Source organism: Micromonospora sp. NPDC005686, assembly GCF_042871665.1.
Classification (GTDB): Bacteria; Actinomycetota; Actinomycetes; order Mycobacteriales; family Micromonosporaceae; genus Micromonospora.
Map to the genome: position 1 here is coordinate 201,864 of NZ_JBIAIY010000010.1, position 26,214 is coordinate 228,077.

Below are 26,214 nucleotides of genomic sequence, written 5' to 3' on the forward strand. Positions count from 1 at the left end.
TCGCCGGTGATACCCGGGTTCAGGCGATTCGCACCCCGCCCGCGCCGTTGGGCTGCACGCCGAACGCCGGGTGCGCCAGCAGCCAGCCCAGGTATTCCGGATGGTTCGCCAGCGCGTCGGTGTACGCCGCGACCGCCGCCGCCAGCACCGGCTCGGCCACCGCGGCGGCCGGCACGTCCGGGTGCCAGCCCAGCAGCAGCCGCCAGCGCAGCGGCGTGCCGGCCAGCCGGCGGGTGACCAGCCCGGCCACCGGACGGAACGTGGCCTGGCACAACGCCACTGCCTCGCCGGCGTCCACCAGGTCCAGCGCGGCCCGCACGTCCGCCTCGTACACCTTCTTCGGGGTGAAGCCGGAGCGGGCGCAGGCGGCGGCGAAGCAGTCGCCGAAGCAGCCGTCGCCCGGCGCGGCCACCCACCGCTCCCGCCGCAGTTCGACAAGGTCGACCTCGTCGCGGCCGGCCAGCGGGTGGGTCTGCGGCAGCAGGACGCAGATCGGCTCGACCGCCACCTCCCGCCAGCTCAGCCCGAACCCGGCCGACGGCGTCGAGTCGCCGCACACGCCGGTCAGCGCGAAGTCGAGCCGCCCACCGGCCACCATCTGCGCCAGCTCGTCCACCGACCAGGAGCCGTACGTGGTGATCTGCGCGTCCGGCCGATCGGCGGCGAGCCGGTGCACCAGCCGCCCGAGGATCGGGCTGTTCACCCCGCCGAAGCGGTAGCGGCGCAGTGGATCGCCCGCGCCGGCCATCCGGGCCGCCTCGTCCCGCAGGCCCTTCATCGCCGGCAGCAGCACCCGCGCCCGGTCCAGCACCAGCTCACCCAGGGCGGTGGGACGGGCGCCGCGGCGGTCCCGCTCGAACAGCGGCCCGCCCAGCGCCCGTTCGATCCGCTGAAGCTGGGCGGTCAGCGCCGGCTGGGCCAGGCCGAGCGCCGAGGCGGCCTTGGTGACGCTCCCCGTCTCCGCGATCGCGCAGACCACACGCAGGTGTCGCAGCTCCAGATCCATACCGTGACGGTAGGACCACGAACCGATGCGCGGAAGGGGCGATCGGCTCACGCCTGGCGACGGTGCTCCAGGTCACTCAGCCGGGTACGCCGCCCGGTGACCGCGTCGCGCACCTTGTCCAACACCCCGACCGCCGGTTCGACGATCTTGTTCCAGGGCGGGGTGGCGGGCGTGCCGGGGTGCGGGCGGGTCGGCGCCGCCTCCTCCGCGATCTCCCACCGGTTGCCCAGCCGGATCAGCTCGGCGTCGCTCGCCACCTCGCGCAGCGGCGTGACCAGGGCGGCGACGCGGCTGACGTGCCGGCGTACCCGCTCGGCCACGTCGGCGACCGCCGGATCGTCGGCGCCGGACAGCTGCTTGAGCGCGGTCAGCAGCCCGGCGTCGGCCTCGATCTCCCGCTCGACCAGTCCGGCGGCGTCCGGCATGGCGGCACGGGCCGCCGGGAACAGGTACTGCTCCTCGGCGGACAGGTGCCGGGACACCGCGGCGGTCAGGACGTCGAGCACCTCACGCCGGGGGGCGGCGTCCAGCGCCGGATCGGTGACCCGGTCGGCCAGCTCCAGCAGCGCCCGGTGCTCGGTGTCCACGAGGTCGGCGACGCTTCGCCCGCCCGGCCGGTACGCGTCGTCGGCGGCGGGCGGCAGCGGCGGCAGGGGGACGGTCATGGTGCCCTCCTCGTGACGGCCGGAGTCGATGTCCGGGCGGTCCGGCGGTACCCGGCCGGGCGATTCGCGAAACCGCCGCCCCAGCACCGGCGGCCCGCGCCCACCCACCTGCTGGTATAAGGAAGCGATGACGAGCGACGCCGCCCCCGCCCGACCCGACGCCACCGACGAGGTCGTGGACCTCTGCCGCGACCTGCTGCGCATCGACACCACGAACACCGGCGACAACGACACCAGCGCGGGGGAGCGGCGCGCCGCCGAGTACGTCGCGGAGAAGCTCGCCGAGGTCGGCCTGGACGCCGAGATCCACGAGTCGGCGCCCGGCCGGGCCAACCTGGTCGCCCGGATCCCCGGCACCGAGCCCGGCCGCGACGCGCTGCTCGTCCACGGCCACCTCGACGTGGTGCCCGCCGACCCCGACGAGTGGTCGGTGCACCCGTTCTCCGGCGAGATCCGCGACGGCTACCTGTGGGGCCGCGGCGCGATCGACATGAAGGACTTCGACGCGATGGTGCTCGCGGTGGTCCGCGACTGGCAGCGCACCGGCGTCCGCCCCCGGCGCGACGTCGTACTCGCGTTCACCGCCGACGAGGAGGCCGGCAGCGACTACGGCGCGCACTTCCTCACCCGGCGCCACCGCGACCTGTTCGACGGCTGCACCGAGGCGATCGGCGAGGTCGGCGGCTTCTCCTACTCGGTCGACGAGCAGCGCCGCCTCTACCTGATCGAGACCGCCGAGAAGGGCATCGACTGGCTGCGCCTGCACGCCAAGGGCCGGCCCGGCCACGGCTCGATGGTGCACGACGACAACGCCGTCACCGCGCTCGCCGAGGCGGTCGCCCGGATCGGCCGGCACCGCTTCCCGGTGGTGATGACCGACACCGTACGGGCGTTCCTGGCCGAGGTGTCCGACGTGCTCGGCATCGAGATCGACCCGGACGACCCGGAGACCGCGATCGCCAAGCTCGGCCCGATCGCCAACATCATCGGCGCGACCGTCCGCAACACCGCCAACCCGACCCGGCTGGCCGCCGGCTACAAGGACAACGTCATCCCCGGCCGGGCCACCGCCACCATCGACTGCCGCAGCCTGCCCGGGCAGAGCGAGGAACTGGAGCGGCAGCTGCGCGAGCTGGTCGGGCCGGACATCGCCATCGAGTACGTCCAGCGCCAGCCGGCCCTGGAGACCACGTTCGACGGTGACCTGGTGGCGCGGATGTCGGAGGCGCTGCGCGCCGAGGACCCGGGCGCCCACCCGGTGCCGTACATGCTCTCCGGCGGCACCGACGCCAAGGCGTTCTCCCAGCTCAGCATCCGCTGCTTCGGGTTCGCGCCGCTGCGGCTGCCCGCCGACCTCAATTTCTCCGGCCTGTTCCACGGCATCGACGAGCGGGTTCCGCTGGACGGACTACAGTTCGGCGTGCGGGTTCTGGACCGCTTCCTCCGTACCTGCTGACCGCGCCCCCGCGGCGCCGCCGGCGCGGAACCCCCCCCCATCGCGAAGGGACTGCCACACATGACCGACCAGCACGGTGAGCTGGACGCCGCCCTCGAGCGGGTGATCGACGCGGCTCGCGCGCACCTGGCCGCCGTCCGGGCCGCCCAGGGCCGGATCGACGACGACGCCGTCTGGCAGGCGTACGTCGCGTTGAACAACGCCTCGTTCGCCTACGACGAGCAGCTGCTCGACGCGTTCGGCGAGGTGACGCCCTGGGACGTGGAGTCGATCGACCCGGACGAGGCCGACGAGCGCTTCGGCGCCGTGGAGGGCGGCGAGCCCACCGATCCGCACCCGCGGGTGATCTCGGTGCGGCAGCGGCGCGACTACCGGGTGCCGAGCGTCGCCGCGCTGCTGCGCGCGGCCGAGGCGGCCCGCCGGGAGGGCACCCCGGAGGACGACGAGCCGGCGCCGGTGGAGGGGGTCGGCGAGGCGGTGCTGGAGCTGCTGCAGAGCGGCGACGGTTCGCTGTCCGCGCTCGACGTGCCGGAGCTGGAGCCGCTGGACGGGGTGGTGATGGTCAGCGAGGTCGGCACCCCTGTCGACCTCGAGTCGTTCGACGACGACGATCCGGTCGGCCCGTTCCAGCCGGCCGCCGACGACCGGCTGGTCGGCCGGCTCGACGAGCACCCGTTCATGGAGCTCGACGAGGAGCACGACCACGCCCACTAGGCCGTACGCGTCCCCGGGGCCGCGCCACGCGTGCCCCGGGGACGGGCCCGCTCAGTACGACAGGCCCGGCTGCGACTGGTTGACCAGGCGGCGCCGCAGCACCACCTGCCGCGTGCCGTCCCGGTAGAGCCGCACCCGGGCCAGCTCCCAGCCGGAGAACTCGGCCTGGATCGCCAGCTGCGCCGCGGCGGTCAGCCGATCGACGTTCGAGGGCAGCCGCAGCGGCGCGTATTCGTAGTCCATGCCCCTATGCTGCCCAGGTCGCGGACCCTCCGCCACCCCCTGCGGGTGACCCCGGTCGCCCGGCGGCTCAGCCGTCGCGCTCCGGGTAGCCCACCGGCACCGCCGACACGTCGTCCAGCGCCGTCACGATCTCCTCCGGCAGCGTCATCCGCTCCACCTGCAGCGCGCCGAGGAGCTGCCCGACGGTCCGGGCGCCCAGGATCGGCGCGGTCACGCCCGGCCGGTCCCGCACCCAGGCCAGCGCCACCTCCAGCGGCGACACGCCGAGCCCGCCGGCCGCGATGGCGACCGCCTCCACGATGCTGGAGCAGCGCGGCTCCAGGTACGACGCGACGAACCGCTCGAAGTGTGGCGACACCGCCCGCGAGTCGGCCGGGCGGCCGTTGCGGTACTTGCCGGTGAGCACGCCCCGGCCCAGCGGCGACCAGGGCAGCACGCCCAGCCCCATGCCGGCGCAGGCGGGCAGCACCTCCCGCTCCACACCGCGCTCCAGCAGCGAGTACTCCACCTGCGCGGCGACCACCGGGGCACGACCCGGCCAGGCGGCCTGCCAGGCGGCCGCCCGGGCGGTCTGCCAGCCGGAGAAGTTCGACACCCCCACGTAACGCGCCTTGCCGCTGGACACGGCGTGGTCCAGGGCCGAGAGCGTCTCCTCCAGCGGGGTGTCCGGGTCGTACCCGTGCACCTGCCACAGGTCGACGTGGTCGGTGCCGAGGCGGCGCAGCGAGGCGTCCAGCGTGCGCAGCAGGTGCCCGCGCGAGCCGTCCCGGCGGCGGCTGCCCGGCCGCAGGCCCGCCTTGGTGGCGATCAGCAGCTCGTCGCGGTCCACCAGGCTGCCCAGCAGCGAGCCGATCACCGACTCGGCGTCGCCGTCGGCGTACACGTCAGCGGTGTCGACGAGGTTGCCGCCCGCGTCGAGGTAGCTCTTCAGCTGGGCGGCCGCGTCGTCGGCATCGGTGTCCCGTCCCCAGGTCATGGTGCCGAGCGCGAGCCGCGATACCGCCAGCCCGCTTCGGCCGAGCGGTCGCTGTTGCATGCGTGAACCTTATTTCGAACCCGGCGTCACGGATATCCTCGCCGCAGTCAACTTCCCGCGCGACCTCCACCCGGTGTGACATGTTCGGGGCGAGCCGGACGTCGAGGGCGCACGCTCATTGCGTAACCTGATGCGACCTGTGGTGCGGACGGTGGGAGGATCAGTGCGACTCGGGCTCAACCTCGGATACCAGACGGCGTGGAGCACACCGTTCGACCACCTGGCGCTGGCCCAGGAGGCGGACCGGCTCGGCTACTCGGTGGTGTGGGCCGCGGAGGCGTACGGCTCGGACTCGCCGAGCATGCTGGCCTGGATCGCCGGGCAGACGGAACGCATCGACGTGGGCGCCGCGGTCATGCAGATCCCGGCCCGTACCCCGGCCATGACCGCGATGACCGCCGCGACCATCGACACGCTCTCCGGCGGCCGGTTCCGGCTCGGCCTGGGCGTGTCCGGCCCGCAGGTCTCCGAGGGCTGGCACGGCGTGCGGTTCGCCAAGCCGCTGGCCCGCACCCGGGAGTACGTCGACATCGTCAAGCTCGCGCTGGCCCGCAAGGAGGTCGCGTACGACGGCGAGCACTACACGCTGCCGCTGCCCGACGGACCCGGCAAGGCGCTGCGGCTGGGCTTCCACCCGCCGCGCGAGCACATCCCGATCTACCTGGCCGCCGTCGGCCCGAAGAACCTGGAACTGGCCGGCGAGATCGCCGACGGCTGGCTGGCCGTCTTCTACTCCCCGGAGTTCGCCGAGGAGCACCTCGCCTCGGTCCGGGCCGGCCGCGCGGCGGCGGGCAAGGAGCTGGCCGGCTTCGACGTGGTGCCGTCCGTGCCGGTCGTGGTCGGCGACGACATCGCCACCTGCGCCGAACTGGTGCGCTGGTACGCCGCGCTGTACGTCGGCGGCATGGGCAGCCGCAAGCAGAACTTCTACAATCAGCTCGCCACCCGGATGGGCTACGGCGACGCGGCCCGCGAGGTGCAGGACCTCTACCTGGCCAAGCGGCAGCGCGACGCGGCCGCCGCCGTACCGATGGAGTTCATCGACCGCACCTCGCTGCTCGGACCCAAGGAGCGCATCGCCGAGCGGATGCGGGAGTACGCCGCCGCGGGCGTGACCACGCTGTCGGTGTCGCTGTTCGTGGCCGACCAGGAGAGCGGGGTGCAGACCCTGCGTACCGTCGCCGAGGCGCTGGAGCTGTCCGGAGTCGGCGAGTGACCTGGATCGAGGCCGTCGTCCTGGGCCTGGTCCAGGGACTGACCGAGTTCCTTCCGGTGTCCTCCTCGGGGCACCTGCGGATCACCTCGGCGCTCTTCTTCGACCGGGACGCCGGGGCGTCGTTCACCGCTGTCACGCAGCTCGGCACCGAGGCCGCCGTCCTGATCTACTTCGCCAAGGACATCTGGCGAATCGTCCGCACCTGGTGCCTGGGCCTGTTCGACCGCTCGGTGCGCTCCAGCCTCGACTACCGCATGGGCTGGTACGTCATCGTCGGCACCATCCCGATCGGCATCTTCGGGCTGATCTTCAAGGACCAGATCCGCACCGCCGGCCGGAACCTCTGGCTGATCTCCTGCACCCTGATCATCGGCGCGATGCTGCTGGCCTTCGCGGAGTACTGGGGCCGGCAGACCCGTACGCTGGAGAACTTCCGGATGCGCGACGGCGTGGTGATGGGCTTCGCCCAGGCGGCGGCGCTGGTGCCCGGCGTCTCCCGCTCGGGCGGCACCCTGACCGCGGGCCTGCTGCTCAACCTCACCCGGGAGACCGCGGCCCGCTACTCGTTCCTGCTGGCCATCCCGGCCGTGGTGATCTCCGGCGTGTTCAGCCTCCCGGACGTCTTCGAGCCGTCCGCGCCCGGCACCGCCGCGCCGAGCGTGGCGCAGATGGTGGTCGCGACGCTCATCGCGTTCGCCGTCGGGTACGCGGCCATCGCCTGGCTGCTGCGTTACGTCGCACACCACACGCTGTACGTCTTCGTGCTCTACCGGGTGGCGCTGGGCAGCCTGGTGATCTGCCTCCTGGCCACCGGCACGATCAGCGCCACCTGACGTCGTCGTGCGAGAGGCCGGCCACCCCGATGTCCGGGGTGGCCGGCCCTCGGCTTCGTCGCCCACTCGGCCACGCAGGGCCGCGCGGCTCCGGGCGTGCGCGGCGGGACGATCATCGGGGGGCGTACCGCCTAGGGTGGTCAACGTGGCGACCCTTCTGCTTCTGCGACACGGCCGGACCACCGCGAACGCCGACGGCGGCCTCGCCGGGCGGCAACCGGTCGAGCTGGACGACACCGGCCGGACGCAGGCGACGGCGGTCGGCGGGCGCCTCGCCGGACTGCCGCTGGCGGCGGTGGTGACCAGCCCGCTCATCCGCTGCCGGCAGACCCTCGATCTGGCGCTGCCGGGCGCCGAGCCGGTGGTCGACGAGGGGCTGATCGAGTGCGGGTACGGCGACTGGGAGGGGCAGGCGCTGAAGAAGCTGGCCAAGGATCCGCTCTGGCCGGTGGTGCAGCAGCACCCGAGCGCCGCCGCGTTCCCGCAGGGGGAGTCGATGGCGGCGATGTCCGCCCGCGCGATCGCCACGGTACGCGCGTGTGATGCCCGGGTCACCGCCGAGCACGGGCCGGAGGCGATCTGGCTGGCGTGCAGCCACGGCGACGTGATCAAGGCGATCGTGGCGGACGCACTCGGCGTACACCTTGATCTTTTTCAGCGGATCGTGGCCGACCCGGCGTCGGTGACGGCGATTCGCTACACCCCGTTGCGGCCGTTCCTGGTCCGGCTCAACGACACCGGCGGTGACCTGTCGGCGCTGGTCCCGCCGCCGCGCAAGCGCCGCCGCCGCGCGGCGCGGGCGGCGGAGTCCGACGCGGCGGTGGGCGGAGGCGCGGGCGCGGCCGGGTGAGCCGGGCGGGCGAGGGGCGTTCGCTCTGGGCGGATTCGGCGTCGGTGGGCTGCACAGTGCTTCCACACGCCGGATAGGGTCGTGGGTATGACGCACCAGGTGCACGCCTTCGAGCCGCCGGAGCGGTTCGTCGCCGGTACGGTCGGCCCGCCGGGGGAGCGCACGTTCTTCCTCCAGGCGCGCGGCGGCGGCCGGCTGGTCAGCGTGTCGCTGGAGAAGGTCCAGGTGTCGTTGCTCGCCGAGAAGCTCGAGGAGTTGCTCACCGAGGCGCAGCGCCGCTTCGGCGTGAAGCTGCCGGAGCCGGTCATCACGGTGACCGGTGACAACGAGCCGCTCGACACGCCCGTGGACGAGGAGTTCCGGGTCGGCACGCTGGGCCTGGCCTTCGACGTGGACACCGCCACCGTGGTGATCGAGGCGATCGCCGTCGGTGAGGCGGAGGTCGAGGTCGAGCTGGGCGACGCGGACGACGACGCCGACGAGGATCCGGACGAGCCGGACGACGACCTCGATCGCCTGCGGGTGCGGCTGACCCCGGAGGCGACCCGTGAGTTCATCGAACGGGCCAAGCGCGTCGTGAACGCCGGCCGGCCCCCCTGCCCGCTGTGCGGCCAGCCGCTCGATCCGGCCGGTCACCTCTGCCCCCGGCACAACGGCTATCACCGGTGACCTCGTCGGAACTGCAGCCCCGACAGGACGGCGCCGAGGCGCTGCGGCTGCTCGCCGACGGTGAGCTGACCCTGGAGGGGCGGCTCGTCGACGCCTCCAACGCGACGCTGCGCGGCGTCGTCGCCCTCGGCGAGGTGACCGCGCACTGCGTCTACAAGCCGGTACGCGGTGAGCGCCCGCTCTGGGACTTCCCGGACGGCACGCTCGCCGGCCGGGAGGTGTCCGCCTACCTGGTGTCCCGGGCCACCGGCTGGGATCTGGTGCCGCCCACGGTGCTGCGCGACGGCCCGTTCGGGCCCGGCTCGTGCCAGCTCTGGATCGACGAGCCGGACGACGCCGAACCACTCGTCGGGTTCGTGCCGGCGCGGGAGATCCCGCCGCGCTGGTTCCCGGTGGCCGCGGCCCGCGACGACGACGGGGCGGCGTACGCGCTGGCGCACTCCGACGACCCCCGCCTGGCCCGGCTCGTCGTGCTGGACGCGGTCATCAACAACGCCGACCGCAAGGGCGGGCACGTCCTCGTCGGCCCGGACGACCGGATCTACGGCGTCGACCACGGCGTGAGCTTCCACGTCGAGGAGAAGCTGCGTACGGTGCTGTGGGGCTGGGCCGGCCGCGAGCTGCCGCCGGACGCGGTGGAGATGCTCGACGGCCTGACCGGGCAGCTCCGCGGGCCACTGGGCGAGGAGCTGGCCGAGCACCTGACCCTCGGTGAGCTGGCCACGCTGGTGGAACGGGTCGAGCGGCTGCGCGAGTCCGGCCGGTTCCCGCTGCCGCCGCAGGAGTGGCCGGCGATGCCCTGGCCACCGATGTGAGTCGTTGTCGCGTTGATCACCCGTAGCCCGGCACCCGAGCGCCTGACGGCTCGTTAGGCTGACGGTCATGGAGTCTTGGGCGGGACACGAGGTGCCACGGCTGCCCGGTGAGGGCGTGTCGCTGAGGTTGTACGACTCGGCGCGGCAGGGCGCCCATCCCAGCCGGCCCGACGGCGCCGCCTCGATGTACGTCTGCGGCATCACCCCGTACGACGCCACGCACCTCGGGCACGCCGCCACCATGATCGCCTTCGATCTGGTGCAGCGGATGTGGCGCGACGCCGGCCTCGACGTGCGGTACGTGCAGAACGTCACCGACATCGACGACCCGCTGCTGGAGCGCGCCGAACGCGACGGCGAGGACTGGAAGGTCCTGGCCATGCGGGAGACCGCGCTGTTCCGCGAGGACATGGAGGCGCTGCGGATGATCCCGCCGGCGCACTACGTCGGCGCGGTCGAGTCGATCCCGGACATCGCCGAGAAGGTGCTGGTGCTGCTCAAGGACGGCGCGGCGTACCGGCTCGACGACGGCACCGGCGACGTCTACTTCGACGTCTCCGCCGCGCCCCGGTTCGGCTACGAGTCCAACCTGTCCCGCGAGCAGATGATCCAGCTGTTCGCCGAGCGCGGCGGCGACCCGGAGCGCGCCGGCAAGCGTGACCCGCTCGACCCGCTGCTGTGGCGCGGCGCCCGCGAGGGCGAGCCGTCCTGGCCCGGCGGCGACCTGGGCGAGGGCCGTCCCGGCTGGCACATCGAGTGCACGGTCATCGCGCTGAACCTGCTCGGCGACCGGATCGACGTGCAGGGCGGCGGCAACGACCTGATCTTCCCGCACCACGAGTGCTCCGCCGCGCACGCCGAGCGGCTGACCGGTGTGGCGCCGTTCGCCGACCACTACGTCCACGCCGGCATGATCGGCCTGGACGGCGAGAAGATGTCGAAGTCCCAGGGCAACCTGGTCTTCGTGTCCCGGCTGCGGGCCGACAGGGTGGACCCGATGGCGGTCCGGCTGGCGCTGATCAGCGGGCACTACCGCAGCGACCGCTCCTGGACCGACGAGCTGCTCACCGAGGCGCAGGAGCGGCTGGGCCGCTGGCGGCGGGCCGCCGCCGCGCCGGCCGGGCCGTCGGGGGCGGCGTTGCTGGCCGAGGTACGCGAGCGCCTGGCCGACGACCTGGACACGCCGGGCGCCCTGGCGGCGGCAGACCGCTGGGCCGAGGGAGCCCTGAACGGCGTCACGGACGACGCCGCCGCCCCGGCCCTGTTCCGCGACACGGTGGACGCTCTCCTCGGCATCGCCCTCTAGTCCCGGCCCGCCCCTCCGCTGAGTCCTGCCCCTCTCGCGCAGGCCCGCCCTTCTCGGGCGGGCCTCGGCTTTCTCCCGCGGCCTCGGCCCTCTCGCGCCGTCGATCTTGCACTTGCGGCCCACGTTCCGTCCGTTTTGCTTAGGTTCGCGGGATCCGTGAGTGCAAGATCGCGCCAACCCGGGGGAGCGGGTGGAACCTGACGGGTGTGTCGAGGGCGGTTTGACACCCGTCGTGTTCCACTCAGGCATGCCCGGCCCGCAGCCTTCGCGGTGATCTTGCAGTTGTGGCCCTCGGTATGTCCTGAACGACCCACATGCCCGGGCGGAAAGTGCAAGATCGCCGGGTGCCGGGGGCAGTCAGCCCAGGACCAGGCCGGGGTCGGGGTCCTGGTCGGGGGTGGGGGCCGGGATCTTGTACTCCTCGGTGAGCGTGGTCATCGGGCCGGGCCAGGTGGCCTGGGCGGCCTCGATCGGCTTGTGCCGCTCGTCGTAGGCGACGTGCAGCAGGTGCAGCACCGGGGTGTCCGGGCGGATCTGGAGGATCTCGGCCTCCTCCCGGCTGGGCTGGCGCGCGCTGATCGTGTCGGTGGCCGTGACGTACCGCCGGCCGGTGACCTCCTCCGCCTCCTGGTAGAGCGGCCGGCCGAACGCCTCGGCCCGCTCCAGTGACGTGCCGGCGGTGTCGGCGGGCAGGAACCAAGACGCGCCGACCTCGACCGGGGAGTCGTCGGTGCGTACCAGGTGCCGCCGGCAGAGCAGTTCGGTGCCGTCGGCGACGCCGAACACGTCGGCCACCTCGGCCGGGGCGGGGGAGCGGCCGACGGAGACGAGTTGCTGGCGGTACCGGGCGGCCAGGTCGGTGTGGTAACCGCGGAAGCCGCCGTACCTGCCCCGGGACAGGCGGTTGAGGCGCCGCCGGGTGCCCCGGACGTACGTACCGGAGCCGGGTTTGGTGATCAGGATGCCCTCGACCCGCAGCTGGTCGACGGCGCGTTGCACGGTCTGCTTCGCCACGCCGAACATCTCGGCGATGGCCGGGATGGACGGCAGCCGCTCGCCCGGCCCCCAGTCGCCGCGGCGCACCTGGGCCTTGAGCTGCGCGGCGATCTGTCGGTGCGGGAACTCGGCCGCGCCGGGGTTGATCTGCATCCGGGCCTCCTCAGGACAGCTAGGTTCCTAGGATGGCCTAACGGGTGTGACGGCGCCACCCCGGACACGAAGAAGCCGGGCCCCGACAGGGGAGCCCGGCTTCGACGAAAGGAGCTACCAGGAGCCCGCGGTCGGCCCGGCGGAACCGCCGCGGCGGCGCAGGTACTTCTCGAACTCCTGGGCGATCTCGTCCCCGGTCAGCGGGGTGATGCCGGCGTCGCCCACCCGTTCCTCCAGCTCACGCACGTACTCACCGAGCTCGGCGTCCTGCTCGGCGGCGCTGCGCACCCGCTGTTCCCACTCGGCGGCCTCCTCGGCCAGGTCGGCCATCGGCACCGGCAGGTCGAGGACCTCCTCGACGCGGTGCAGCAGCGCGAGCGTGGCCTTCGGGCAGGGCGGGTTGTTGGCGTAGTGCGGCACGTGCACCCAGAACGACACGGCGTCCACCTCGGCCCGGGTGCAGTTGTCGTGCAGCACGCCGACGATGCCGGTCGGCCCGTCGTAGCGGGTGGGGGTGAGCTGGTAGCGCTTGGCCGCGTCGGCGTCCGACGCGCTGCCGCTGATCGGCAGCGGCCGGGTGTACGGCACGTCGGCCAGCAACGCGCCGAGCAGCACCACCCGCTCGACCTCCAGGCTGTGGCAGATCTCCAGCACCTGCTCGCAGAACGTCCGCCAGCGCATGCTCGGCTCGATGCCCCGGATCAGCACCACGTCCCGCTCGGTGCCCTCCGGGCTGGCCACCATGAAGCGCGTGGTGGGCCACTCGACGCGCCGGGTCTCCCCGTCGGCCATGGTGATCGTCGGGCGGCTCACCTGGAAGTCGTAGAAGTCCTCCGGGTCCAGCTCGGTCACCTGCCGGGCCTGCCAGACCTGCTCCAGGTGTTCCACGGCGGCGGTGGAGGCGTCGGCGGCGTCGTTCCAGCCCTCGAAGGCCGCGATGGCGACCGGCGAGCGCAGTACCGGCAGCCCGTCGAACTCGGTCACGCCGTCACCTCACCCTGCTCGTCGGGCGCTGCGCCGCCCCGTCGCACTGTCGCACCCCTGTTGTCCTTCACGTCCGTCAGCCTACGTGCCGCCGCCGGGGCCGGCCCGTCGGCCGCGCCGGTCGCCCGGCCGGACCACCCGGGCGAACCGGAGGAAAGGGATACGCGGGCCCGGTCGGCAGTATGTGGGAAGGGCCGGTTCGGATAACTCTGCCGCAGTCGGGCGCACTACCCTGGAGCATGTGTCTATCTCGTTGCGTGACCTGCTGGCCGATCGGATCCTGATCGCGGACGGCGCGATGGGGACGATGCTCCACGCCGCCGATCTCACCATCGACGACTTCGACGGCCTCGAAGGTTGCAACGAGATCCTCAACGCGACCCGGCCGGACGTGGTCCGCGGCGTGCACGACGCGTACCTGGCCGCGGGCGCGGACTGCGTGGAGACCAACACGTTCGGCGCGAACCTGCCCAACCTCGCCGAGTACGGCATCTCCGACCGGATCCGGGAGCTGTCCGAGGCGGGCGCGCGGATCGCGCGGGAGGCAGCCGACGCGTACGCGACGCCGGAGCGCCCCCGGTTCGTGCTCGGCTCGATGGGCCCGGGCACCAAGCTGCCCACGCTCGGCCACGCGAGCTACGCCTCGCTGCGCGACGCGTACCAGGAGAACGCCGCCGGCATGATCGCCGGCGGCGCGGACGCGCTGATCATCGAGACCTGTCAGGACCTGCTCCAGGTCAAGGCCGCGGTGGTGGGCGCGAAGCGGGCCCGCGACGCCGCCGGCCGGGACGTGCCGATCATCTGCCAGGTGGCCATGGAGACCACCGGCGCCATGCTGCTGGGCAGCGAGATCGGTGCGGCGCTGACCGCGATCGAGCCGCTCGGGGTCGACCTGATCGGGCTCAACTGCTCCACCGGCCCGGCCGAGATGGGCGAGCACCTGCGCTACCTGTCCCGGCACTCGCGCCTCCCGGTGTCGGTGATGCCGAACGCGGGCCTGCCGGTGCTGACCGCCGACGGCGCCTACTTCCCGCTCGGACCGGACGAGATGGCCGACGCGTTGGAGCAGTTCGTCGACGACTACGGCGTCGGGCTGATCGGCGGCTGCTGCGGCACCACCCCGGAACACATCCGGGTGCTGGTGGAGCGGCTGGGCGGGCGGGCGCCGGTCGCGCGGGAGCCGAAGCCGGAGGCCGGGGTCTCCTCGATCTACCACCATGTGCCGTTCGCCCAGGAGGCCAGCGTCCTGATGGTGGGGGAGCGGACCAACGCCAACGGCTCCAAGGCGTTCCGCGAGTCGATGCTCGCCGGGGACTGGCAGGCCTGCGTGGACGTCGCCCGCAGCCAGGCCCGGGACGGCTCGCACCTGCTCGACCTCTGCGTCGACTACGTCGGCCGTGACGGTACGCGGGACATGCGCGAGCTGGCCGGCCGGTTCGCCACCGCCTCGACGCTGCCGATCGTGCTGGACTCCACCGAGCCGGCGGTGATCGAGGCCGGGCTGGAGATGCTCGGCGGCCGGTGCGTGGTCAACTCGGTCAACTTCGAGGACGGCGACGGCCCCGACTCCCGCTACGCGCGCATCATGCCGGTGGTCAAGGAGCACGGCGCCGCCGTCGTGGCGCTGCTCATCGACGAGGAGGGCCAGGCCCGCACCCGCGAGTGGAAGGTACGGGTGGCCTGCCGGCTGATCGACGACCTGACCGGCCGGTGGGGGATGCGCCGGGAGGACATCCTCATCGACGCGCTGACGTTCCCGATCGCCACCGGGCAGGAGGAGACCCGCCGCGACGGCATCGAGACGATCGAGGCGATCCGGGAGATCGCCGCGCGCTACCCGGGCGTCAACTTCACCGCCGGCATCTCGAACGTCTCGTTCGGCCTCAACCCGGCGGCCCGGCAGGTGCTCAACTCGGTGTTCCTGCACGAGTGCGCCCAGGCCGGGCTGACCTCGGCGATCGTGCACGCCAGCAAGATCCTGCCGATGGCGCGGATCCCGGACGAGCAGCGCGAGGTGGCGCTCGACCTGGTCTACGACCGCCGCCGCGAGGGCTACGACCCGGTGCAGCGGTTCCTCCAGGCCTTCGAGGGCGTGGACGCGGCGTCGGCGCGCGCCACCCGGGCCGAGGAACTGGCCGCGCTGCCGCTGGACGAGCGGCTCAAGCGGCGGATCATCGACGGGGAGCGCAACGGCCTGGAGGCCGACCTGGACACCGCGATGGCGCAGGGGCGTGCGCCGCTGTCCATCATCAACGACCTGCTGCTGGACGGCATGAAGGTGGTCGGCGAGCTGTTCGGCTCCGGCCAGATGCAGTTGCCGTTCGTGCTCCAGTCCGCCGAGGTGATGAAGACCGCGGTGGCCTACCTGGAGCCGCACATGGAGAAGACGGACTCCGAGGACGCCGCGGGCAAGGGCAAGATCGTTCTGGCGACCGTCAAGGGCGACGTGCACGACATCGGCAAGAACCTGGTCGACATCATCCTGTCCAACAACGGCTACGACGTGGTGAACATCGGCATCAAGCAGCCGATCAACGCGATCCTCGACGCCGCCGAGGAGCACCGGGCCGACGCGATCGGCATGTCCGGCCTGCTCGTGAAGAGCACAGTGATCATGAAGGAGAACCTGGCCGAGATGGCCTCCCGCGGGGTGGCCGAGCGCTGGCCGGTGCTGCTCGGCGGGGCTGCGCTGACCCGCGCGTACGTGGAGGACGACCTGCGGTCGATCTACCCGGGTCAGGTGCACTACGCCCGCGACGCGTTCGAGGGGTTGTCCCTGATGGACCGGGTGATGGCGGCCAAGCGCGGCGGCGCGCCGGTGGTCGACCCGGAGCGGGAGGCGGCGCTGGCGGCCCGCCGGGAGCGCCGCGAGCGCCAGCGGGCCCAGGTCCGCGAGGCGCTGCCCGAACTGGACGACGCGTCGGTCCGCTCCGACGTGGCGGCCGACGTTGCCGTCCCGAAGCCGCCGTTCTTCGGCACCCGGGTCGTCAAGGGAGTGCCGCTGGCCGACTACGCGGCGCTGCTCGACGAGCGGGCCACGTTCCTGGGCCAGTGGGGGCTACGCGGCGCCCGCGGCGGCAAGGGCCCGTCGTACGAGGAACTGGTGGAGACCGAAGGGCGGCCCCGGCTGCGGTACTGGCTGGACCGCCTGATCTCCGACCAGGTGCTGGAGGCGGCCGTGGTGTACGGCTACTTCCCCGCGTACTCCGAGGGCAACGACCTGGTGGTGCTGGACGAGAACGGGCACAGCGAGCGGGTCCGGTTCTCCTTCCCCCGGCAGCGCCAGGAGCGGCGGCTGTGCCTGGCCGACTTCTTCCGGCCCAAGGGCGGCCAGCTCGATGTGGTGGCGTTGCAGCTGGTCACCGTGGGGCAGCCGATCAGCGAGTACACGGCGAAGATGTTCGCCGGCAACGAGTACCGCGACTACCTGGAGGTGCACGGCCTGTCCGTGCAGCTCACCGAGGCCCTCGCCGAGTACTGGCACCGGCGGATCCGGGCCGAGCTGGTGCTGCCCGGCGGTGGCACGGTGGCTGACGACGACCCGGCCGACCTGGCCGGCCTGCTGCGCACCGACTACCGGGGCTGCCGGTACGCGTTCGGCTACCCGGCCTGCCCGGACCTGGAGGACCGGGCGAAGATCGTGGAGCTGCTGGGCGCGGAGCGGATCGGGGTGCAGTTGTCGGAGGAGTTCCAGCTGGTGCCGGAGCAGGCCACCGACGCGATCGTGGTGCACCACCCGGAGGCGAGCTACTTCAACGCCAAGTGACGGGGTCGACCTGCTCGGCGTGCTCACGTAGCCGGGTAGCGACCGCGTCGGGTAGCGGGACCTCGCGCAGTTCGCCGCCCTTGGGCGGTGCGAACACCAACGTTCCTCGCACGATCTTGATCTGACGGACGAGTGGAGCAGCCGGCGCGTGGTGTCGACGTCGTCCGGGCTGACGGCGAAGATCTCGCCCTGCCGGAGTCCACAGCCGGCACCCGGGTCGAAGGCGACCCGGTAGCGTTCCCGCATCACCGAACGGAGCAGGCGAGCCGTTCCGTCGACCAGGGGGCGACCTTGGCCGGGACGTGCCGGGGAGCCCGGATCGTCTTGAGCGCGCAGGGGTTGCTGATGACCTTCCGGTCGTCGACTGCCGCAATCAGGATCATTGACACGTCGTTGAAGAGGTTGCGGCGGTAGCTGGCCGCCATGCCCGAGTCTTGGAGCTGCTTGGCTCAGGCCCTGATCGTGCTCGGTTGGACGGCCGAGAGAGGCCGGTCGCCGAAGACCGGGTAGACGTGCAGGCGGAACTGTCGCTCCAGCCGTTCACGGGTCGACTCATCGCAGGAGAGGTGACGATGATCCGGCAGGCTCCGCACTGGCGGTCGGCCGGTTCGTGCCGGTAGCAGGGAATGACGGCGGTGGTGTCGCCGCAGCGGATGGTGACCGGGGTCCGGCAGGGATCGCCGGGGATGACATCGATGACGGGCCTTGGCTGCTCAGTTGGCCCGGTTACAAGTGGTGACACCTGAGCGCCTGGGGCGCACTCACATGCCGAGTGGAGCGCTCCCTGACAAGGGCTTTGTGTCACGGCTACGTTAGGGCCCATGACGACGACCTTGGGCCGGTTTGCCGGCGTCACAATAGATTGTCAAGGCCCACAGGATCTGGCTGACTTCTGGTCCGCCGTGCTCGGCGGCCGGGTCGTGGAGTCCCTACCCGGCTGGCGGCGAGTCGTCGTCACCGACGGCGGGCCGGTGTTGACGTTCCAACCGGTACCGGAGCCCAAGGTCGGCAAGGCGCGTCTGCACTTGGACATCGCTGTCGCCGATGCCGGTGAAGCGGTGGACCGGATCAGGGCGCTGGGCGGCCGGTGGACCGGCGAACGGCACGACTACCCGGAAGGCGTGGTTTTGGTAATGGCCGACCCGGAGAGCAACGAGTTCTGCGTCGTGCAGTATTACCAAAAGTGACGTCTCGGCGGCCGCGACCGGCGAAAGAACGCGCACATCCGCCGACCGCGCGCGCTAGCAACGTCCACGGGCTTGCACCGGCTCCTGTCTGTCGTAGAGGTCCCATAAGCTCCAGCAGACCTACCGCCCGCTGTACGAGGAGCTCCCAGCATGCGTCGTCCAGTTCGATTCGAGCGAAGCAGCGAGGTGGCCGGCATGCCGGTCACCAAGATGGGCGGACAACCGGTGTGGCTGCAAGCTCCGCAGTGGCCGGTGTCGCGTTCGCTCGGCGAGCCGATGACGTTCATCGGCCAGTTCCGCCTCGATGCCGATGGCGAGCTCCGTATGGCCTACGTGTTCATGACTGCAGTTGACGAGTACGTCGATGGCACCTGGGAGCCTGAGGGTGGTGAGAACGCCGTGATCGTTCAGCCTGGGGGATCGGTGCCGGCCTTCTTCGCTGTGACTGACATCAGCGAGGGTCCGTCCTGGCCCGTGGAGGATCACCTACCTGTGAATCATCAGGTCCCCGGCGACGAGGAAGCGTGGGAGTTCCTGGGCGGCGAGCCGGTGTGGCTGCAGGGTGACGAGACGCCTGGGCCGGGCTGGCAGCTGATCGGACAGCTGACCGACCGTTTCCATAACTTCGGCGACGCCGGAATCGGCTACATCTTCGTTTCGCCAGACGGCGCCGAAGGCAGATTTCTCTGGCAGTGCTGCTAACTCATCTGCCGCAATGAGCGCCCTGTCGCGGACCGTGAGGGCCTTCGTGACTCTCCTTGAGGATCATGTCGGGCATCAGGTGGGACGCGAGCGTCAAGCGTCAAGCGTGTCCCGTGACCAGGACACGGCCAGCTGCCGGCTGTCTAGTCCCACCACGTGCTTGACGTCTTCATCCCGGCACGTGCACGACTGCCGGCCTCGATGGCTCCACCGATGAGCGAAGTGGGGCGAACGGATCGGCGTGCCGGTGGCGCCGCAGGCGGTGGCTGCCCCATGCGAGAGGTCGAAGCCGTCTTGCGTCGGTCAGGTCAGGCGGTCGCCGGGACGCCGACCGCCTATTCCTAGCAATTATGGTCAATGCACGGTTCGACGCCACGTTGCTCCCACACTTCCATTGAACTGCCCCGAAACCATCACGGCACCCGCCTAACGGGCGTTTCGGCGGAATTTCGGAGACTGTCGGTGTCGATTTTGTGAGGCTTCGGCTACCCGACGTGTCCCCTCGCCGAGCGCTAGAAATTCTTTGATTTCCATGCTTAAATCTGCGCTCAGCATTTGAGCTGGATCAGAGGAGTCTCATGCGAGTCACCATCCGCGCGTGTGCGGCAGGGCTGGTAGTAGCCCTCACGGCCGCGGTCGGCGTCGCCGCCGCGCCGTCCGCCGGCGCGGCCGTCGTCGACCCGGCCGACGAGTCGCAGGACTTTCCGTTCCCCGGCGCGGACACCATCGCTCTGCATGACGGCTCCAACAAATACATCACGTACGGGGCCAGTAGCGGTGGACGCAAGGTGCCGTACGCCGTTTCGGGCTCCGGGGATGTGGTGGGCACCTCGCCGATCGTGGCCGGCGACGCCATGCCGGACGGCGGTGGGGCGTGGGTCGAGGCCGGCTCCGGGATCTGGACCCCGGGGGCGTTCTACCACGTCAAGGACGGGGTCGGCCGCTACTACCTCTTCTACACGGCGAGCCGTAAGAACGACGGCGGGCGCAAGTGCATCGGCGTGGCTCGTTCCCAGAACCCGTACGGCGGGTTCACCGCCGAGGACACGCCGATCGCCTGCCCGGACAAGGGCGACCGGTGGGCACTCGACGCGGACGTCGTCGCCGGTCCCGCGGGTGCGATCTGGATGACCTGGCGGGACGGGCAGCGGGCGGAAGGGGCGGAGTCGGCGCTCTCCGTCATGAGGTTGAAGTTCAACCCCAACGGCACCGTCGACCGCGACAGCGATCCGGTCGTCATCTTCCGCAGCGACAATCTGTCCTGGGTCACGTACCGGGACACCGGCGGGGTCGCCGTCATCGAGAATCCGAGTGCGTTTCCCCACAACGGTTCCTGGTATCTCTTCTACTCCGGCAACGCCTGGCGGGAGAACTACTACTCGACCGGCATCGCCTTCTGCGGCGACCGAATCGACGACGGCCTGTGCTCGCCGATGCCCGGACCGAACCGGGCCTGGTTCTCCTACTCGGGTCCGGCCGCGCACCTGCCCGACACCATGCGCAAGTACTCGTTGCCGGGAAACAGGCGTGGGCCGGGTGCGATGGACGTCTACCGGGCCCGGGACGGCAAGCCGTGGGTGACGTGGAACTACCTCGCCGACGACAGCTCTGGGCGTAAGAGCCGGACCGGGCGTCTGGTCATCACCGGCTCCGGCTCCGACGCCGACTTCAGGGTGGAGCTCTGACAATTGTCGCCGGACACCGACCGCCACCAATGGCGGCACCGGACCGGTGTGTCCTCACACGAAAGGAAAATGAGTGAGAAAAGCCCTTCGGGCCGGCCGCCGTGCCGTGGCCCTGCTCGCCGCGCTCACGTTGGTGACCATCCTGACGCCGGCGTCTCCGGCTGCGGCGGCATCGACCTTCCAGGCCGGCCACCTGAACATCTACGCCGGCCTCGGCCACGAGAAGTTCCTCCACGACCTGAAGCTGATCACCTCGAAGGCGGACATGGTCGCGCTCAACGAGGTGGGCTCCCGCAGGGCCTTCCTGGTGGACTGGGCCGCCGACAACGGCTGGACGTTCTACGCCCCGACCACTTCGGTGCACGCGGCCGGTGACGCGCTGCTGGCGAAGAAGAGCATGTTCGAAGTGGTCGACAAGGGGTCGAAGTTCGTGTGCGACACCAACCCCGACGAGCCGCCGCCGCCGCGCTACAACAACTGGGTCAAGTACCGGCACAAGGTGACCGGGCGGTACGTGTTCCACATCAACTTCCACGCCAACGCCGGTATCGACAACAACGGCTGGCCGGAAGACCTTCCGCGCACCCGGTGCGCGGAGAAGCAGTTCGCTGAGATCAAGGAGCTGGCCCGCCAGAAGAAGGATGACGGCCAGGTCGTCGTCAGCGGTGACCTGAACGTCGACTTCAGCGCCGACAAGGCCCGCGGGTACGCGAAGTTCCCGTGGAAGGTCTTCGAGGCCAACGAGCTGCCGAACCTGCGCTCCAGCTACAACCTCCACGGGGTGAAGGGGACCGGTACGCACGGCAACCGGCACATCGACTACATCTACTTCTGGAAGCGGCTCGAAAGCTTGCAGGTGATGTGGATGACCGACTACCGCATCGTCGGGGACACCGAGTCCGACCACAATGGAGTCGTTGCGGACTTCACCCTCGCCTCCTGACCGACGGAGACGTCGGGGGAGGGGAGCCGGGGACACCCCGGCTCCCCTCCCGTGGCATCTGGAGCCCGGACGGCTGCCGGGAGAGCCAGTCCGTCGAACTCCCCTGGGCGGGTGCCGGGCTCGCTGTCCGCTCGCTGGTCACCACGAGAAGTACGGCGCCTGGGCCGAGTTCCGACAGCACCGTGTAGTGCCGGTCGAGCACGATCGCGTAGCGCTTGGACCCCGGCAGGCTGTGGAACCTCACCCACCGATCCGGATGTCGGCCGCGCAGCAGGTGGGCGATCGGCGGGCACCCGGACCAACGCTGCTCCCACAGATCGGTCAGGGCCGCCGGGTCCAGCGTCACCGCGCTGTCCGGCTGCCGTCGCGGCTTCACGTGTCGTAGAGCCCGTCCCACGGCTCCCGGAATCCGAGGCGATCCGGATACAGCTCGACCCAGTCGACGTGGCTGCCGTCGCCCGCCCGGTCGCCGGACTCGTCGATCAGGCCGAAGAGGACGCCGTCGTGACGGGTCTGGAACAGTCGAACGGCGATGTCGCCGTACGACCTGCCGGGCAGGCTTGCCAGCAGCCCGTCGAGCGCCTCGTGCAGCGCGCCTCGGTCCCGGATCCGCGTGATCGTCGAGTGCCGGTACGTTCCGTCGTGGTCGAAGAGGTGCACGTACGCGTGGTGGTCCCACGCCGAGGCGAGGAACAGCCCGTCGTCGTAGCGGCCGATCGTGTCCGTCCGGTAGCCGGGCTCGCGCGCGATGGGAATCAGCCGGGGCACAGGCACCTGATCACCGTAGCGGACGAGCGCGGGGCGCCCGCCGGGATGGCGGGCGCCCCGAAGGATCGACGCGTCGATCAGCCGATCAGCGTGACCGAGAAGTCGTACGTCGTCCCGGTCACCGAGTACGTGGCGGTCTGCCCGTTCTCGCAGTACGACACGAAGCTGCTCGGGGTCCGCTGCGTTCCGGCCACCGCGTCCACGACGGGCCGGACATCCGAGCCGACCGGCAGCGCGGTGGTGGTGAGATCGATCGTCCGCGACTGGTTGATCGGGTACGTGTCGGTGTTCGCCGTCTCCAGGCCGTTGCTCGCCTGGACGCTGAAGGACATCAGGAAGGCGGCGTTGTTCACCACGGCGATGCGCTGAACGCAGGGTTCGGCCTGCGCGCTGGCCGTGGTAGCCGTGGCCAGTGCCGATCCACCCGCGGCGAGCGTCCCGACGAGTGCGGCTCCGACGAGCCTGGCGCGGAAGGTCATGGTGTCACCTCTCGGTCGTACATGGCGCCGGGCGCCGACTGGCGGCACCCGGCGTGTGGTCCGTATCGAAGTTCCCGAACTTCCCTGATCGAATCCTGTAGATCGCAATAAGCTGTGTCGGCCGTGGCACCCGGTCGGTCGCCGGCAGGCGCTGCGGCGGAGGTGACAGGCGGTACTACGGTTCGCCCATGCAGTTCTCGATCGACCGCGACTCCGTCTTCCTCACGATGCCGCTGCGGGAGATGGCGCAGCAGGCCGGCAGGGCGGAGGTGACGCTGAACTTCCAGTATCTCAGCGAGGGAGCCCGCTGGCGTTCCGAGGATTTCATCGCCCGATACGCCTGAGGGCGTGCGTACGTCAGCCCGTGCGCGGGGCGTACATGATGACGGCGACGCCGACCAGGCAGATGGCCGCGCCGACGAGGTCGTAGCGGTCGGGCCGGAACTTGTCGACCAGCATGCCCCAGGCGAGCGACCCGGCGACGAACACGCCGCCGTAGGCGGCGAGGATGCGGCCGAAGTTCGGGTCCGGCTGGAACGTGGCCACGAACCCGTAGGCGCCGAGCGCGATCACCCCGGCGGCGATCCAGAGCAGCCCGCGGTTCTCCCGCCAGCCCTGCCACACCAGCCAGGCGCCGCCGATCTCGGCGAGCGCGGCCAGCAGGAACAGCAGCATGGAACGCGCGACCGTCATGCGTCAGACCGTAGCCGGGCCGTGGTCCGGATCGACGAGGGGCAGCGGACAGCGAGGGCTCGCGGCGCAGGTGATCAGGTCGTCGCAGCCGGCCGAGACGGCGGCCCGGAGCGTGTCGCGGACGACGGTGAGGTCCGCCAGCCGCCGCTCCACCTCGGCGAGCTTGTCCCGGGCCCGGGTCCGCAGGCCGGTGTCGCGCCGTCCGGCAGCCAGCAGGTCGGCGACCTCGGCGAGGGTGAAGCCGAGTCGTTGCGCGGCCTTCACCACCCGCAGCAGGGTGACCGTCTCGGCCGGGTAGAGGCGATGCCCGCCCGGCGACCGCCGGGGCGCGGGGAGCAGCCCTCGCCGTTCGTAGTAGCGCAGCGTCTGCACGTTCACCCCGGCCGCGTGGGCGAGCCGGCCGCTGCGCAGCCCCGGCTCGCCCATCACCGGCCCCGCGCGGCCGTGGCCCGCCGGGCCAGGGCATCGAGTACGCCGGCACGGCCCGCCGGCACCCGGATGTCGAGCGTCAGTGCGTCTCCGTCCGCGCGGGCGACGTCGAACGTGAGGAAGGAGCAGCAGGACGACTCGCGGGCGACCAGGTCGCGAGCGACCGGTTCGGCGCGGCCGTCGAGCCGCAGCCGCAGATGCCGGGCGGAGAGCCGGTCGGCGCCGCGCAGCGCGTCGTGGAACAGCCCGTCGAACTCGGCCAGCCGCAGCGGCCGTTCGGCGGTGGGCAGGGTGCAGGCGTCGGGTATCCAGGAGTCATCGGTCATGCCTCGACGGTAAGCCCGTACCCGGTACCGGATGCAAGTGCCGGTCACCGGGCGGCGACACCCGCCACACCGTCACCCCAGCCGGCCGCCGGTCCACCCTTCCCGGCCGCGACCTGCGGCGACGTCCGGAATACGGCTGTGCTCGCCGGTCCGGCGGGCTACCGTCACCGGAGTACGGGCCGACGCCGGGCCAGGCGCCGCGTCCACGCCCGCGCCGTCCCGTTGACGTGGCGGAAACGCCCGAGGGCGAGCATGGGTACGACGAAAGGGGCGGACATGACCGACGAGGTGACGTCGCAGGTCCCGCCGGAACCGGCTCCCGTGCTGAGCACACCCGCCGGCGCCGGGCGGGTCGGGCCGCCGAGCAGCCTGGACCTGTGGGCGCGTGCCCAGGTGCTGCACCGCTGCTTCGGCGACGACGACGGCGAGCCGCACATCATGCGCGGCCTGGACTGACCGCCGCGCGGTCAGCGCACCGCCACACCGGCCCGCGCCAGCACCTCCCACCAGGACGCGAGGTCGGGAACCGGCTCGGCGCGGACCTCGTACTCGTCCAGCCGTCGCAGTTGTCCGGCGCTCGGTGCCGGCGAGACGGTGGTGCCCACGGCGACCAGGGCGTACCGGCTGCCGCCGACGCTCAGCAGCATCGTGCCGAAGATCGTTCCCCGGGCCACCGGTCCGGGTGAACGTTTCCCGGTGGCGGTGCGTGAGAGCCGGTGAGCATCACCGGCGCCCGCCGGGGGTACTGCGGGGGGGGGGGACACGGGTGCGACAGCCGGGAGGTCATGGTGGGGGACAGGGCGCGACGGCAGGGGCGCGGGCCGATCGCCGGGCTGGTGGTGGCCGCGCTGGTGGCGGCCGGCTGCATGGCCGGCGGCTTCGACGAGAGCGAGCCGCGGCAGCCCGCGCCCCCGCGCGGCGCGCAGCCCGAGTCGCAGACCACCCGGGCGGACGGCACCACGAGCGTGGCCGAGTTCAAGCAGGACATCCAGGACGCCGTCCGGCTGGCCGAACGCTACTGGGCGGAGCAGTTCCGCGCCTCCGGCGAGCGGTTCACCCCGATCCGGCGGGTGGTGCCCTACACCCGGGAGGGCGAGGTGGCCTGTGCCGGGCAGGGGCTGCCGCGCAACAACGCGGTCTACTGCTCGGCGGGCGACTTCATCGCCTACGACGTGAACTGGTCGGTGGCGGCGTTCCGGCAGATCGGCGACGCGTTCCTGTTCTACCTGCTCGGCCACGAGTACGCCCACGGCATGCAGGTGCGGCTGGGCATCCGCTACAACTTCACCATCCAGCAGGAGCTGCAGGCCGACTGCATGGCCGGGGCGTACCTCGGGGACAGCGTGCGCTCCGGGGCGCTGGAGGTGGAGGACGGTGACCTGGAGGAGTTCAAGGAAGGGCTGCTGGCGGTCGGCGACGACCCCGACCAGCCCTGGTTCGCCGAGGGCTCGCACGGCACCGCCGAGCAGCGCAGCGAGTCGTTCTTCCGGGGGTACGAGAAGTCGCTGGGCGCCTGCGGCCTCGGCTGAGGTCCGGGTCACCCCGATCGGGGACGGTGACAGGCGCGGCTGGCAGGATCGGCGGGGTACGCGTACCGAAGGAGGCCCCCGCTGAGCAGCTCACACCCCGCCGCCGTGCTCTTCGACATGGACGGCACCCTGGTCGACAGCGAGAAACTGTGGGACGTCGCGTTGCAGGAGCTGGCCGCCGTGTACGGCGGTGTCCTGTCCGACTCGGCCCGCCGGGCGATCGTCGGCACCGGGATGGCCGACGCGATGCGGATCGTGCACGACGACCTGGGCCAGCCGGAGCGGGACGTGCAGGCCAGCGCCGACTGGATCAGCGCCCGGATCCTGGACCTGTTCCGCACCGGGCTGCGGTGGCGTCCCGGCGCGCTGGCGCTGCTGCGGGCGGTACGCGAGGCCGGCATCCCCACCGCGCTGGTCACCTCCAGCGGCCGGTCCCTGGTCGAGGTGGCCCTGGACACCCTGGGCCGGGACAGCTTCGACGCGGTGGTCTGCGGCGACGAGGTCGGCGTGGCCAAGCCGCACCCGGAGCCGTACCTGACCGCCGCGCGTCTGCTGGGTGTGCCGGTCGAGCGGTGCGTGGCGATCGAGGACTCACCGACCGGGGTGGCGAGCGCGCTCGCCGCCGGGGCGGCGGTGCTGGCCGTGCCGGCCGAGGTGCCGTTGGCGCCGGCCGACGGCGTACACCAGGTGGAGAGCCTGCTCGGCGCGGACCTGGAGCTGCTCGCGGCGCTGCTCAACCGTTAGGAAGGGCCCCTTCCTGTGCGC

General features: G+C 71.8%; 31 protein-coding genes. 17 read left to right on the top strand and 14 right to left on the bottom strand.

What is annotated here, in order from left to right; translation table 11 throughout:
- Window positions 1-19: 19 nt before the first annotated feature.
- A complete protein-coding gene (locus ACFYON_RS23100) occupies window positions 20-1,006 on the bottom strand; it encodes a LysR family transcriptional regulator (RefSeq protein WP_354871915.1) in 987 nt (328 codons plus the stop codon).
- A gap of 47 nt (window positions 1,007-1,053) precedes the next feature.
- Window positions 1,054-1,671 (bottom strand): hemerythrin domain-containing protein, encoded by a 618-nt coding sequence (locus tag ACFYON_RS23105; protein ID WP_354871917.1) that lies wholly within the window; start codon window positions 1,669-1,671, stop codon window positions 1,054-1,056.
- Between the two features lie 127 nt (window positions 1,672-1,798).
- Between ACFYON_RS23105 and ACFYON_RS23110 the strand changes: the two genes are divergently transcribed.
- Both ACFYON_RS23110 and ACFYON_RS23115 read left to right on the top strand, forming a co-directional pair.
- The gene (locus tag ACFYON_RS23110) at window positions 1,799-3,127 is read left to right on the top strand and encodes a M20/M25/M40 family metallo-hydrolase (RefSeq protein ID WP_354871920.1); all 1,329 of its coding nucleotides are present in this window, start codon (window positions 1,799-1,801) and stop codon (window positions 3,125-3,127) included.
- Window positions 3,128-3,187: 60 nt separating this feature from the next.
- Window positions 3,188-3,841, top strand: a complete 654-nt coding sequence (locus ACFYON_RS23115) for a hypothetical protein (protein WP_354871923.1) — start codon at window positions 3,188-3,190, stop codon at window positions 3,839-3,841.
- A gap of 51 nt (window positions 3,842-3,892) precedes the next feature.
- Here ACFYON_RS23115 and ACFYON_RS23120 read toward each other — a convergent pair whose 3' ends face one another.
- Both ACFYON_RS23120 and ACFYON_RS23125 read right to left on the bottom strand, forming a co-directional pair.
- On the bottom strand, window positions 3,893-4,084 hold the full coding sequence (locus ACFYON_RS23120) for a DUF5703 family protein (protein ID WP_030274256.1): 192 nt from the start codon (window positions 4,082-4,084) through the stop codon (window positions 3,893-3,895).
- 67 nt (window positions 4,085-4,151) lie between these two features.
- A complete protein-coding gene (locus ACFYON_RS23125; protein WP_354871927.1) occupies window positions 4,152-5,120 on the bottom strand; it encodes an aldo/keto reductase in 969 nt (322 codons plus the stop codon).
- A gap of 163 nt (window positions 5,121-5,283) precedes the next feature.
- On the opposite strand from ACFYON_RS23125, the gene ACFYON_RS23130 reads away from it, so the two are divergent.
- From ACFYON_RS23130 to mshC, 6 genes are all read left to right on the top strand, one after another.
- A complete protein-coding gene (locus ACFYON_RS23130; protein WP_354871930.1) occupies window positions 5,284-6,336 on the top strand; it encodes an LLM class F420-dependent oxidoreductase in 1,053 nt (350 codons plus the stop codon).
- Complete coding sequence (locus ACFYON_RS23135; protein WP_354871933.1) at window positions 6,333-7,169, top strand: undecaprenyl-diphosphate phosphatase; 837 nt, start codon at window positions 6,333-6,335, stop codon at window positions 7,167-7,169. Before ACFYON_RS23130 ends, ACFYON_RS23135 begins: the two co-directional genes overlap by 4 nt.
- Before the next feature lie 136 nt (window positions 7,170-7,305).
- The gene (locus ACFYON_RS23140; protein ID WP_387321037.1) at window positions 7,306-8,019 is read left to right on the top strand and encodes a histidine phosphatase family protein; all 714 of its coding nucleotides are present in this window, start codon (window positions 7,306-7,308) and stop codon (window positions 8,017-8,019) included.
- 87 nt (window positions 8,020-8,106) lie between these two features.
- Window positions 8,107-8,688 (top strand): DUF3090 domain-containing protein, encoded by a 582-nt coding sequence (locus ACFYON_RS23145; protein ID WP_354871939.1) that lies wholly within the window; start codon window positions 8,107-8,109, stop codon window positions 8,686-8,688.
- Window positions 8,685-9,503 (top strand): SCO1664 family protein, encoded by an 819-nt coding sequence (locus ACFYON_RS23150; protein ID WP_354871941.1) that lies wholly within the window; start codon window positions 8,685-8,687, stop codon window positions 9,501-9,503. Before ACFYON_RS23145 ends, ACFYON_RS23150 begins: the two co-directional genes overlap by 4 nt.
- Window positions 9,504-9,570: 67 nt before the next feature.
- Window positions 9,571-10,809 (top strand): cysteine--1-D-myo-inosityl 2-amino-2-deoxy-alpha-D-glucopyranoside ligase, encoded by a 1,239-nt coding sequence (mshC, locus tag ACFYON_RS23155; protein WP_354871944.1) that lies wholly within the window; start codon window positions 9,571-9,573, stop codon window positions 10,807-10,809.
- A gap of 357 nt (window positions 10,810-11,166) precedes the next feature.
- Here mshC and ACFYON_RS23160 read toward each other — a convergent pair whose 3' ends face one another.
- A complete protein-coding gene (locus tag ACFYON_RS23160) occupies window positions 11,167-11,958 on the bottom strand; it encodes a GntR family transcriptional regulator (protein ID WP_354871947.1) in 792 nt (263 codons plus the stop codon).
- Window positions 11,959-12,072: 114 nt separating this feature from the next.
- On the bottom strand, window positions 12,073-12,942 hold the full coding sequence (locus ACFYON_RS23165; protein WP_354871949.1) for a PAC2 family protein: 870 nt from the start codon (window positions 12,940-12,942) through the stop codon (window positions 12,073-12,075).
- A gap of 241 nt (window positions 12,943-13,183) precedes the next feature.
- Between ACFYON_RS23165 and metH the strand changes: the two genes are divergently transcribed.
- Window positions 13,184-16,708 (top strand): methionine synthase, encoded by a 3,525-nt coding sequence (gene metH, locus ACFYON_RS23170; protein WP_387189402.1) that lies wholly within the window; start codon window positions 13,184-13,186, stop codon window positions 16,706-16,708.
- 245 nt (window positions 16,709-16,953) lie between these two features.
- Here the strand turns inward: metH and ACFYON_RS23175 are convergent, their stop codons facing one another.
- Together ACFYON_RS23175 and ACFYON_RS23180 are read right to left on the bottom strand one after the other, a co-directional pair.
- Complete coding sequence (locus ACFYON_RS23175; RefSeq protein ID WP_355095649.1) at window positions 16,954-17,133, bottom strand: hypothetical protein; 180 nt, start codon at window positions 17,131-17,133, stop codon at window positions 16,954-16,956.
- Between the two features lie 24 nt (window positions 17,134-17,157).
- Window positions 17,158-17,301, bottom strand: coding sequence for a hypothetical protein (locus tag ACFYON_RS23180; protein ID WP_355095651.1), 144 nt, complete (start codon window positions 17,299-17,301; stop codon window positions 17,158-17,160).
- A 228-nt stretch (window positions 17,302-17,529) separates the two neighbouring features.
- On the opposite strand from ACFYON_RS23180, the gene ACFYON_RS23185 reads away from it, so the two are divergent.
- The 4 genes from ACFYON_RS23185 to ACFYON_RS23200 all read left to right on the top strand — a co-directional run bounded on the left by ACFYON_RS23185 (window position 17,530) and on the right by ACFYON_RS23200 (window position 21,225).
- Complete coding sequence (locus tag ACFYON_RS23185; RefSeq protein ID WP_354871954.1) at window positions 17,530-17,895, top strand: VOC family protein; 366 nt, start codon at window positions 17,530-17,532, stop codon at window positions 17,893-17,895.
- Between the two features lie 195 nt (window positions 17,896-18,090).
- A complete protein-coding gene (locus ACFYON_RS23190) occupies window positions 18,091-18,597 on the top strand; it encodes a hypothetical protein (RefSeq protein WP_354871956.1) in 507 nt (168 codons plus the stop codon).
- Window positions 18,598-19,175: 578 nt separating this feature from the next.
- Complete coding sequence (locus ACFYON_RS23195) at window positions 19,176-20,282, top strand: family 43 glycosylhydrolase (RefSeq protein WP_355095653.1); 1,107 nt, start codon at window positions 19,176-19,178, stop codon at window positions 20,280-20,282.
- 73 nt (window positions 20,283-20,355) lie between these two features.
- Complete coding sequence (locus ACFYON_RS23200; protein ID WP_354871960.1) at window positions 20,356-21,225, top strand: endonuclease/exonuclease/phosphatase family protein; 870 nt, start codon at window positions 20,356-20,358, stop codon at window positions 21,223-21,225.
- Window positions 21,226-21,597: 372 nt separating this feature from the next.
- Here ACFYON_RS23200 and ACFYON_RS23205 read toward each other — a convergent pair whose 3' ends face one another.
- Both ACFYON_RS23205 and ACFYON_RS23210 read right to left on the bottom strand, forming a co-directional pair.
- Window positions 21,598-21,999, bottom strand: coding sequence for a hypothetical protein (locus ACFYON_RS23205; protein ID WP_354871963.1), 402 nt, complete (start codon window positions 21,997-21,999; stop codon window positions 21,598-21,600).
- A 71-nt stretch (window positions 22,000-22,070) separates the two neighbouring features.
- Window positions 22,071-22,472 carry a hypothetical protein gene (locus tag ACFYON_RS23210; protein WP_354871966.1) on the bottom strand — a complete coding sequence of 134 codons (402 nt, stop codon included), beginning with the start codon at window positions 22,470-22,472 and terminating at the stop codon, window positions 22,071-22,073.
- 188 nt (window positions 22,473-22,660) lie between these two features.
- Here ACFYON_RS23210 and ACFYON_RS23215 point away from each other — a divergent pair, with 188 nt between their 5' ends.
- Entirely contained in the window at window positions 22,661-22,816 is a 156-nt protein-coding gene (locus tag ACFYON_RS23215; protein WP_354871969.1) for a hypothetical protein, read from the top strand.
- 13 nt (window positions 22,817-22,829) lie between these two features.
- Here the strand turns inward: ACFYON_RS23215 and ACFYON_RS23220 are convergent, their stop codons facing one another.
- Genes ACFYON_RS23220 through ACFYON_RS23230 form a run of 3 tightly spaced genes read right to left on the bottom strand, consistent with a single transcriptional unit; the run spans window position 22,830 to window position 23,920 of the window.
- Window positions 22,830-23,165, bottom strand: coding sequence for a YnfA family protein (locus tag ACFYON_RS23220; protein WP_354871971.1), 336 nt, complete (start codon window positions 23,163-23,165; stop codon window positions 22,830-22,832).
- A 3-nt stretch (window positions 23,166-23,168) separates the two neighbouring features.
- Complete coding sequence (locus ACFYON_RS23225; protein WP_354871973.1) at window positions 23,169-23,591, bottom strand: MerR family transcriptional regulator; 423 nt, start codon at window positions 23,589-23,591, stop codon at window positions 23,169-23,171.
- Window positions 23,591-23,920, bottom strand: coding sequence for a hypothetical protein (locus tag ACFYON_RS23230; RefSeq protein WP_354871976.1), 330 nt, complete (start codon window positions 23,918-23,920; stop codon window positions 23,591-23,593). The genes ACFYON_RS23225 and ACFYON_RS23230 overlap by 1 nt, the downstream gene beginning before the upstream one ends.
- 276 nt (window positions 23,921-24,196) lie before the next feature.
- On the opposite strand from ACFYON_RS23230, the gene ACFYON_RS23235 reads away from it, so the two are divergent.
- On the top strand, window positions 24,197-24,376 hold the full coding sequence (locus tag ACFYON_RS23235) for a hypothetical protein (RefSeq protein ID WP_354871978.1): 180 nt from the start codon (window positions 24,197-24,199) through the stop codon (window positions 24,374-24,376).
- Window positions 24,377-24,387: 11 nt separating this feature from the next.
- On the opposite strand, the gene ACFYON_RS23240 is transcribed toward ACFYON_RS23235, so the two are convergent.
- Entirely contained in the window at window positions 24,388-24,594 is a 207-nt protein-coding gene (locus tag ACFYON_RS23240) for a hypothetical protein (protein WP_354871980.1), read from the bottom strand.
- Between the two features lie 111 nt (window positions 24,595-24,705).
- Here ACFYON_RS23240 and ACFYON_RS23245 point away from each other — a divergent pair, with 111 nt between their 5' ends.
- Window positions 24,706-25,449 (top strand): neutral zinc metallopeptidase, encoded by a 744-nt coding sequence (locus ACFYON_RS23245; protein WP_387189396.1) that lies wholly within the window; start codon window positions 24,706-24,708, stop codon window positions 25,447-25,449.
- Window positions 25,450-25,554: 105 nt separating this feature from the next.
- Window positions 25,555-26,193 (top strand): HAD family phosphatase, encoded by a 639-nt coding sequence (locus ACFYON_RS23250; protein ID WP_354871985.1) that lies wholly within the window; start codon window positions 25,555-25,557, stop codon window positions 26,191-26,193.
- The last annotated feature ends 21 nt before the right edge of the window (window positions 26,194-26,214 follow it).

Coding starts and splice junctions, on each gene's coding strand:
- ACFYON_RS23175 (WP_355095649.1), bottom strand. CDS start 17,133: ATGGCGGCCAGCTACCGCCGCAACCTCTTCAACGACGTGTCAATGATC.
- ACFYON_RS23225 (WP_354871973.1), bottom strand. CDS start 23,591: ATGGGCGAGCCGGGGCTGCGCAGCGGCCGGCTCGCCCACGCGGCCGGG.
- ACFYON_RS23105 (WP_354871917.1), bottom strand. CDS start 1,671: ATGACCGTCCCCCTGCCGCCGCTGCCGCCCGCCGCCGACGACGCGTAC.
- ACFYON_RS23220 (WP_354871971.1), bottom strand. CDS start 23,165: ATGACGGTCGCGCGTTCCATGCTGCTGTTCCTGCTGGCCGCGCTCGCC.
- ACFYON_RS23230 (WP_354871976.1), bottom strand. CDS start 23,920: ATGACCGATGACTCCTGGATACCCGACGCCTGCACCCTGCCCACCGCC.
- ACFYON_RS23190 (WP_354871956.1), top strand. CDS start 18,091: ATGCCGGTCACCAAGATGGGCGGACAACCGGTGTGGCTGCAAGCTCCG.
- ACFYON_RS23145 (WP_354871939.1), top strand. CDS start 8,107: ATGACGCACCAGGTGCACGCCTTCGAGCCGCCGGAGCGGTTCGTCGCC.
- ACFYON_RS23185 (WP_354871954.1), top strand. CDS start 17,530: ATGACGACGACCTTGGGCCGGTTTGCCGGCGTCACAATAGATTGTCAA.
- ACFYON_RS23235 (WP_354871978.1), top strand. CDS start 24,197: ATGACCGACGAGGTGACGTCGCAGGTCCCGCCGGAACCGGCTCCCGTG.
- ACFYON_RS23100 (WP_354871915.1), bottom strand. CDS start 1,006: ATGGATCTGGAGCTGCGACACCTGCGTGTGGTCTGCGCGATCGCGGAG.
- ACFYON_RS23115 (WP_354871923.1), top strand. CDS start 3,188: ATGACCGACCAGCACGGTGAGCTGGACGCCGCCCTCGAGCGGGTGATC.
- ACFYON_RS23215 (WP_354871969.1), top strand. CDS start 22,661: ATGCAGTTCTCGATCGACCGCGACTCCGTCTTCCTCACGATGCCGCTG.
- mshC (WP_354871944.1), top strand. CDS start 9,571: ATGGAGTCTTGGGCGGGACACGAGGTGCCACGGCTGCCCGGTGAGGGC.
- ACFYON_RS23125 (WP_354871927.1), bottom strand. CDS start 5,120: ATGCAACAGCGACCGCTCGGCCGAAGCGGGCTGGCGGTATCGCGGCTC.
- ACFYON_RS23120 (WP_030274256.1), bottom strand. CDS start 4,084: ATGGACTACGAATACGCGCCGCTGCGGCTGCCCTCGAACGTCGATCGG.
- ACFYON_RS23210 (WP_354871966.1), bottom strand. CDS start 22,472: ATGACCTTCCGCGCCAGGCTCGTCGGAGCCGCACTCGTCGGGACGCTC.
- ACFYON_RS23195 (WP_355095653.1), top strand. CDS start 19,176: ATGCGAGTCACCATCCGCGCGTGTGCGGCAGGGCTGGTAGTAGCCCTC.
- ACFYON_RS23160 (WP_354871947.1), bottom strand. CDS start 11,958: ATGCAGATCAACCCCGGCGCGGCCGAGTTCCCGCACCGACAGATCGCC.
- ACFYON_RS23245 (WP_387189396.1), top strand. CDS start 24,706: ATGGTGGGGGACAGGGCGCGACGGCAGGGGCGCGGGCCGATCGCCGGG.
- ACFYON_RS23110 (WP_354871920.1), top strand. CDS start 1,799: ATGACGAGCGACGCCGCCCCCGCCCGACCCGACGCCACCGACGAGGTC.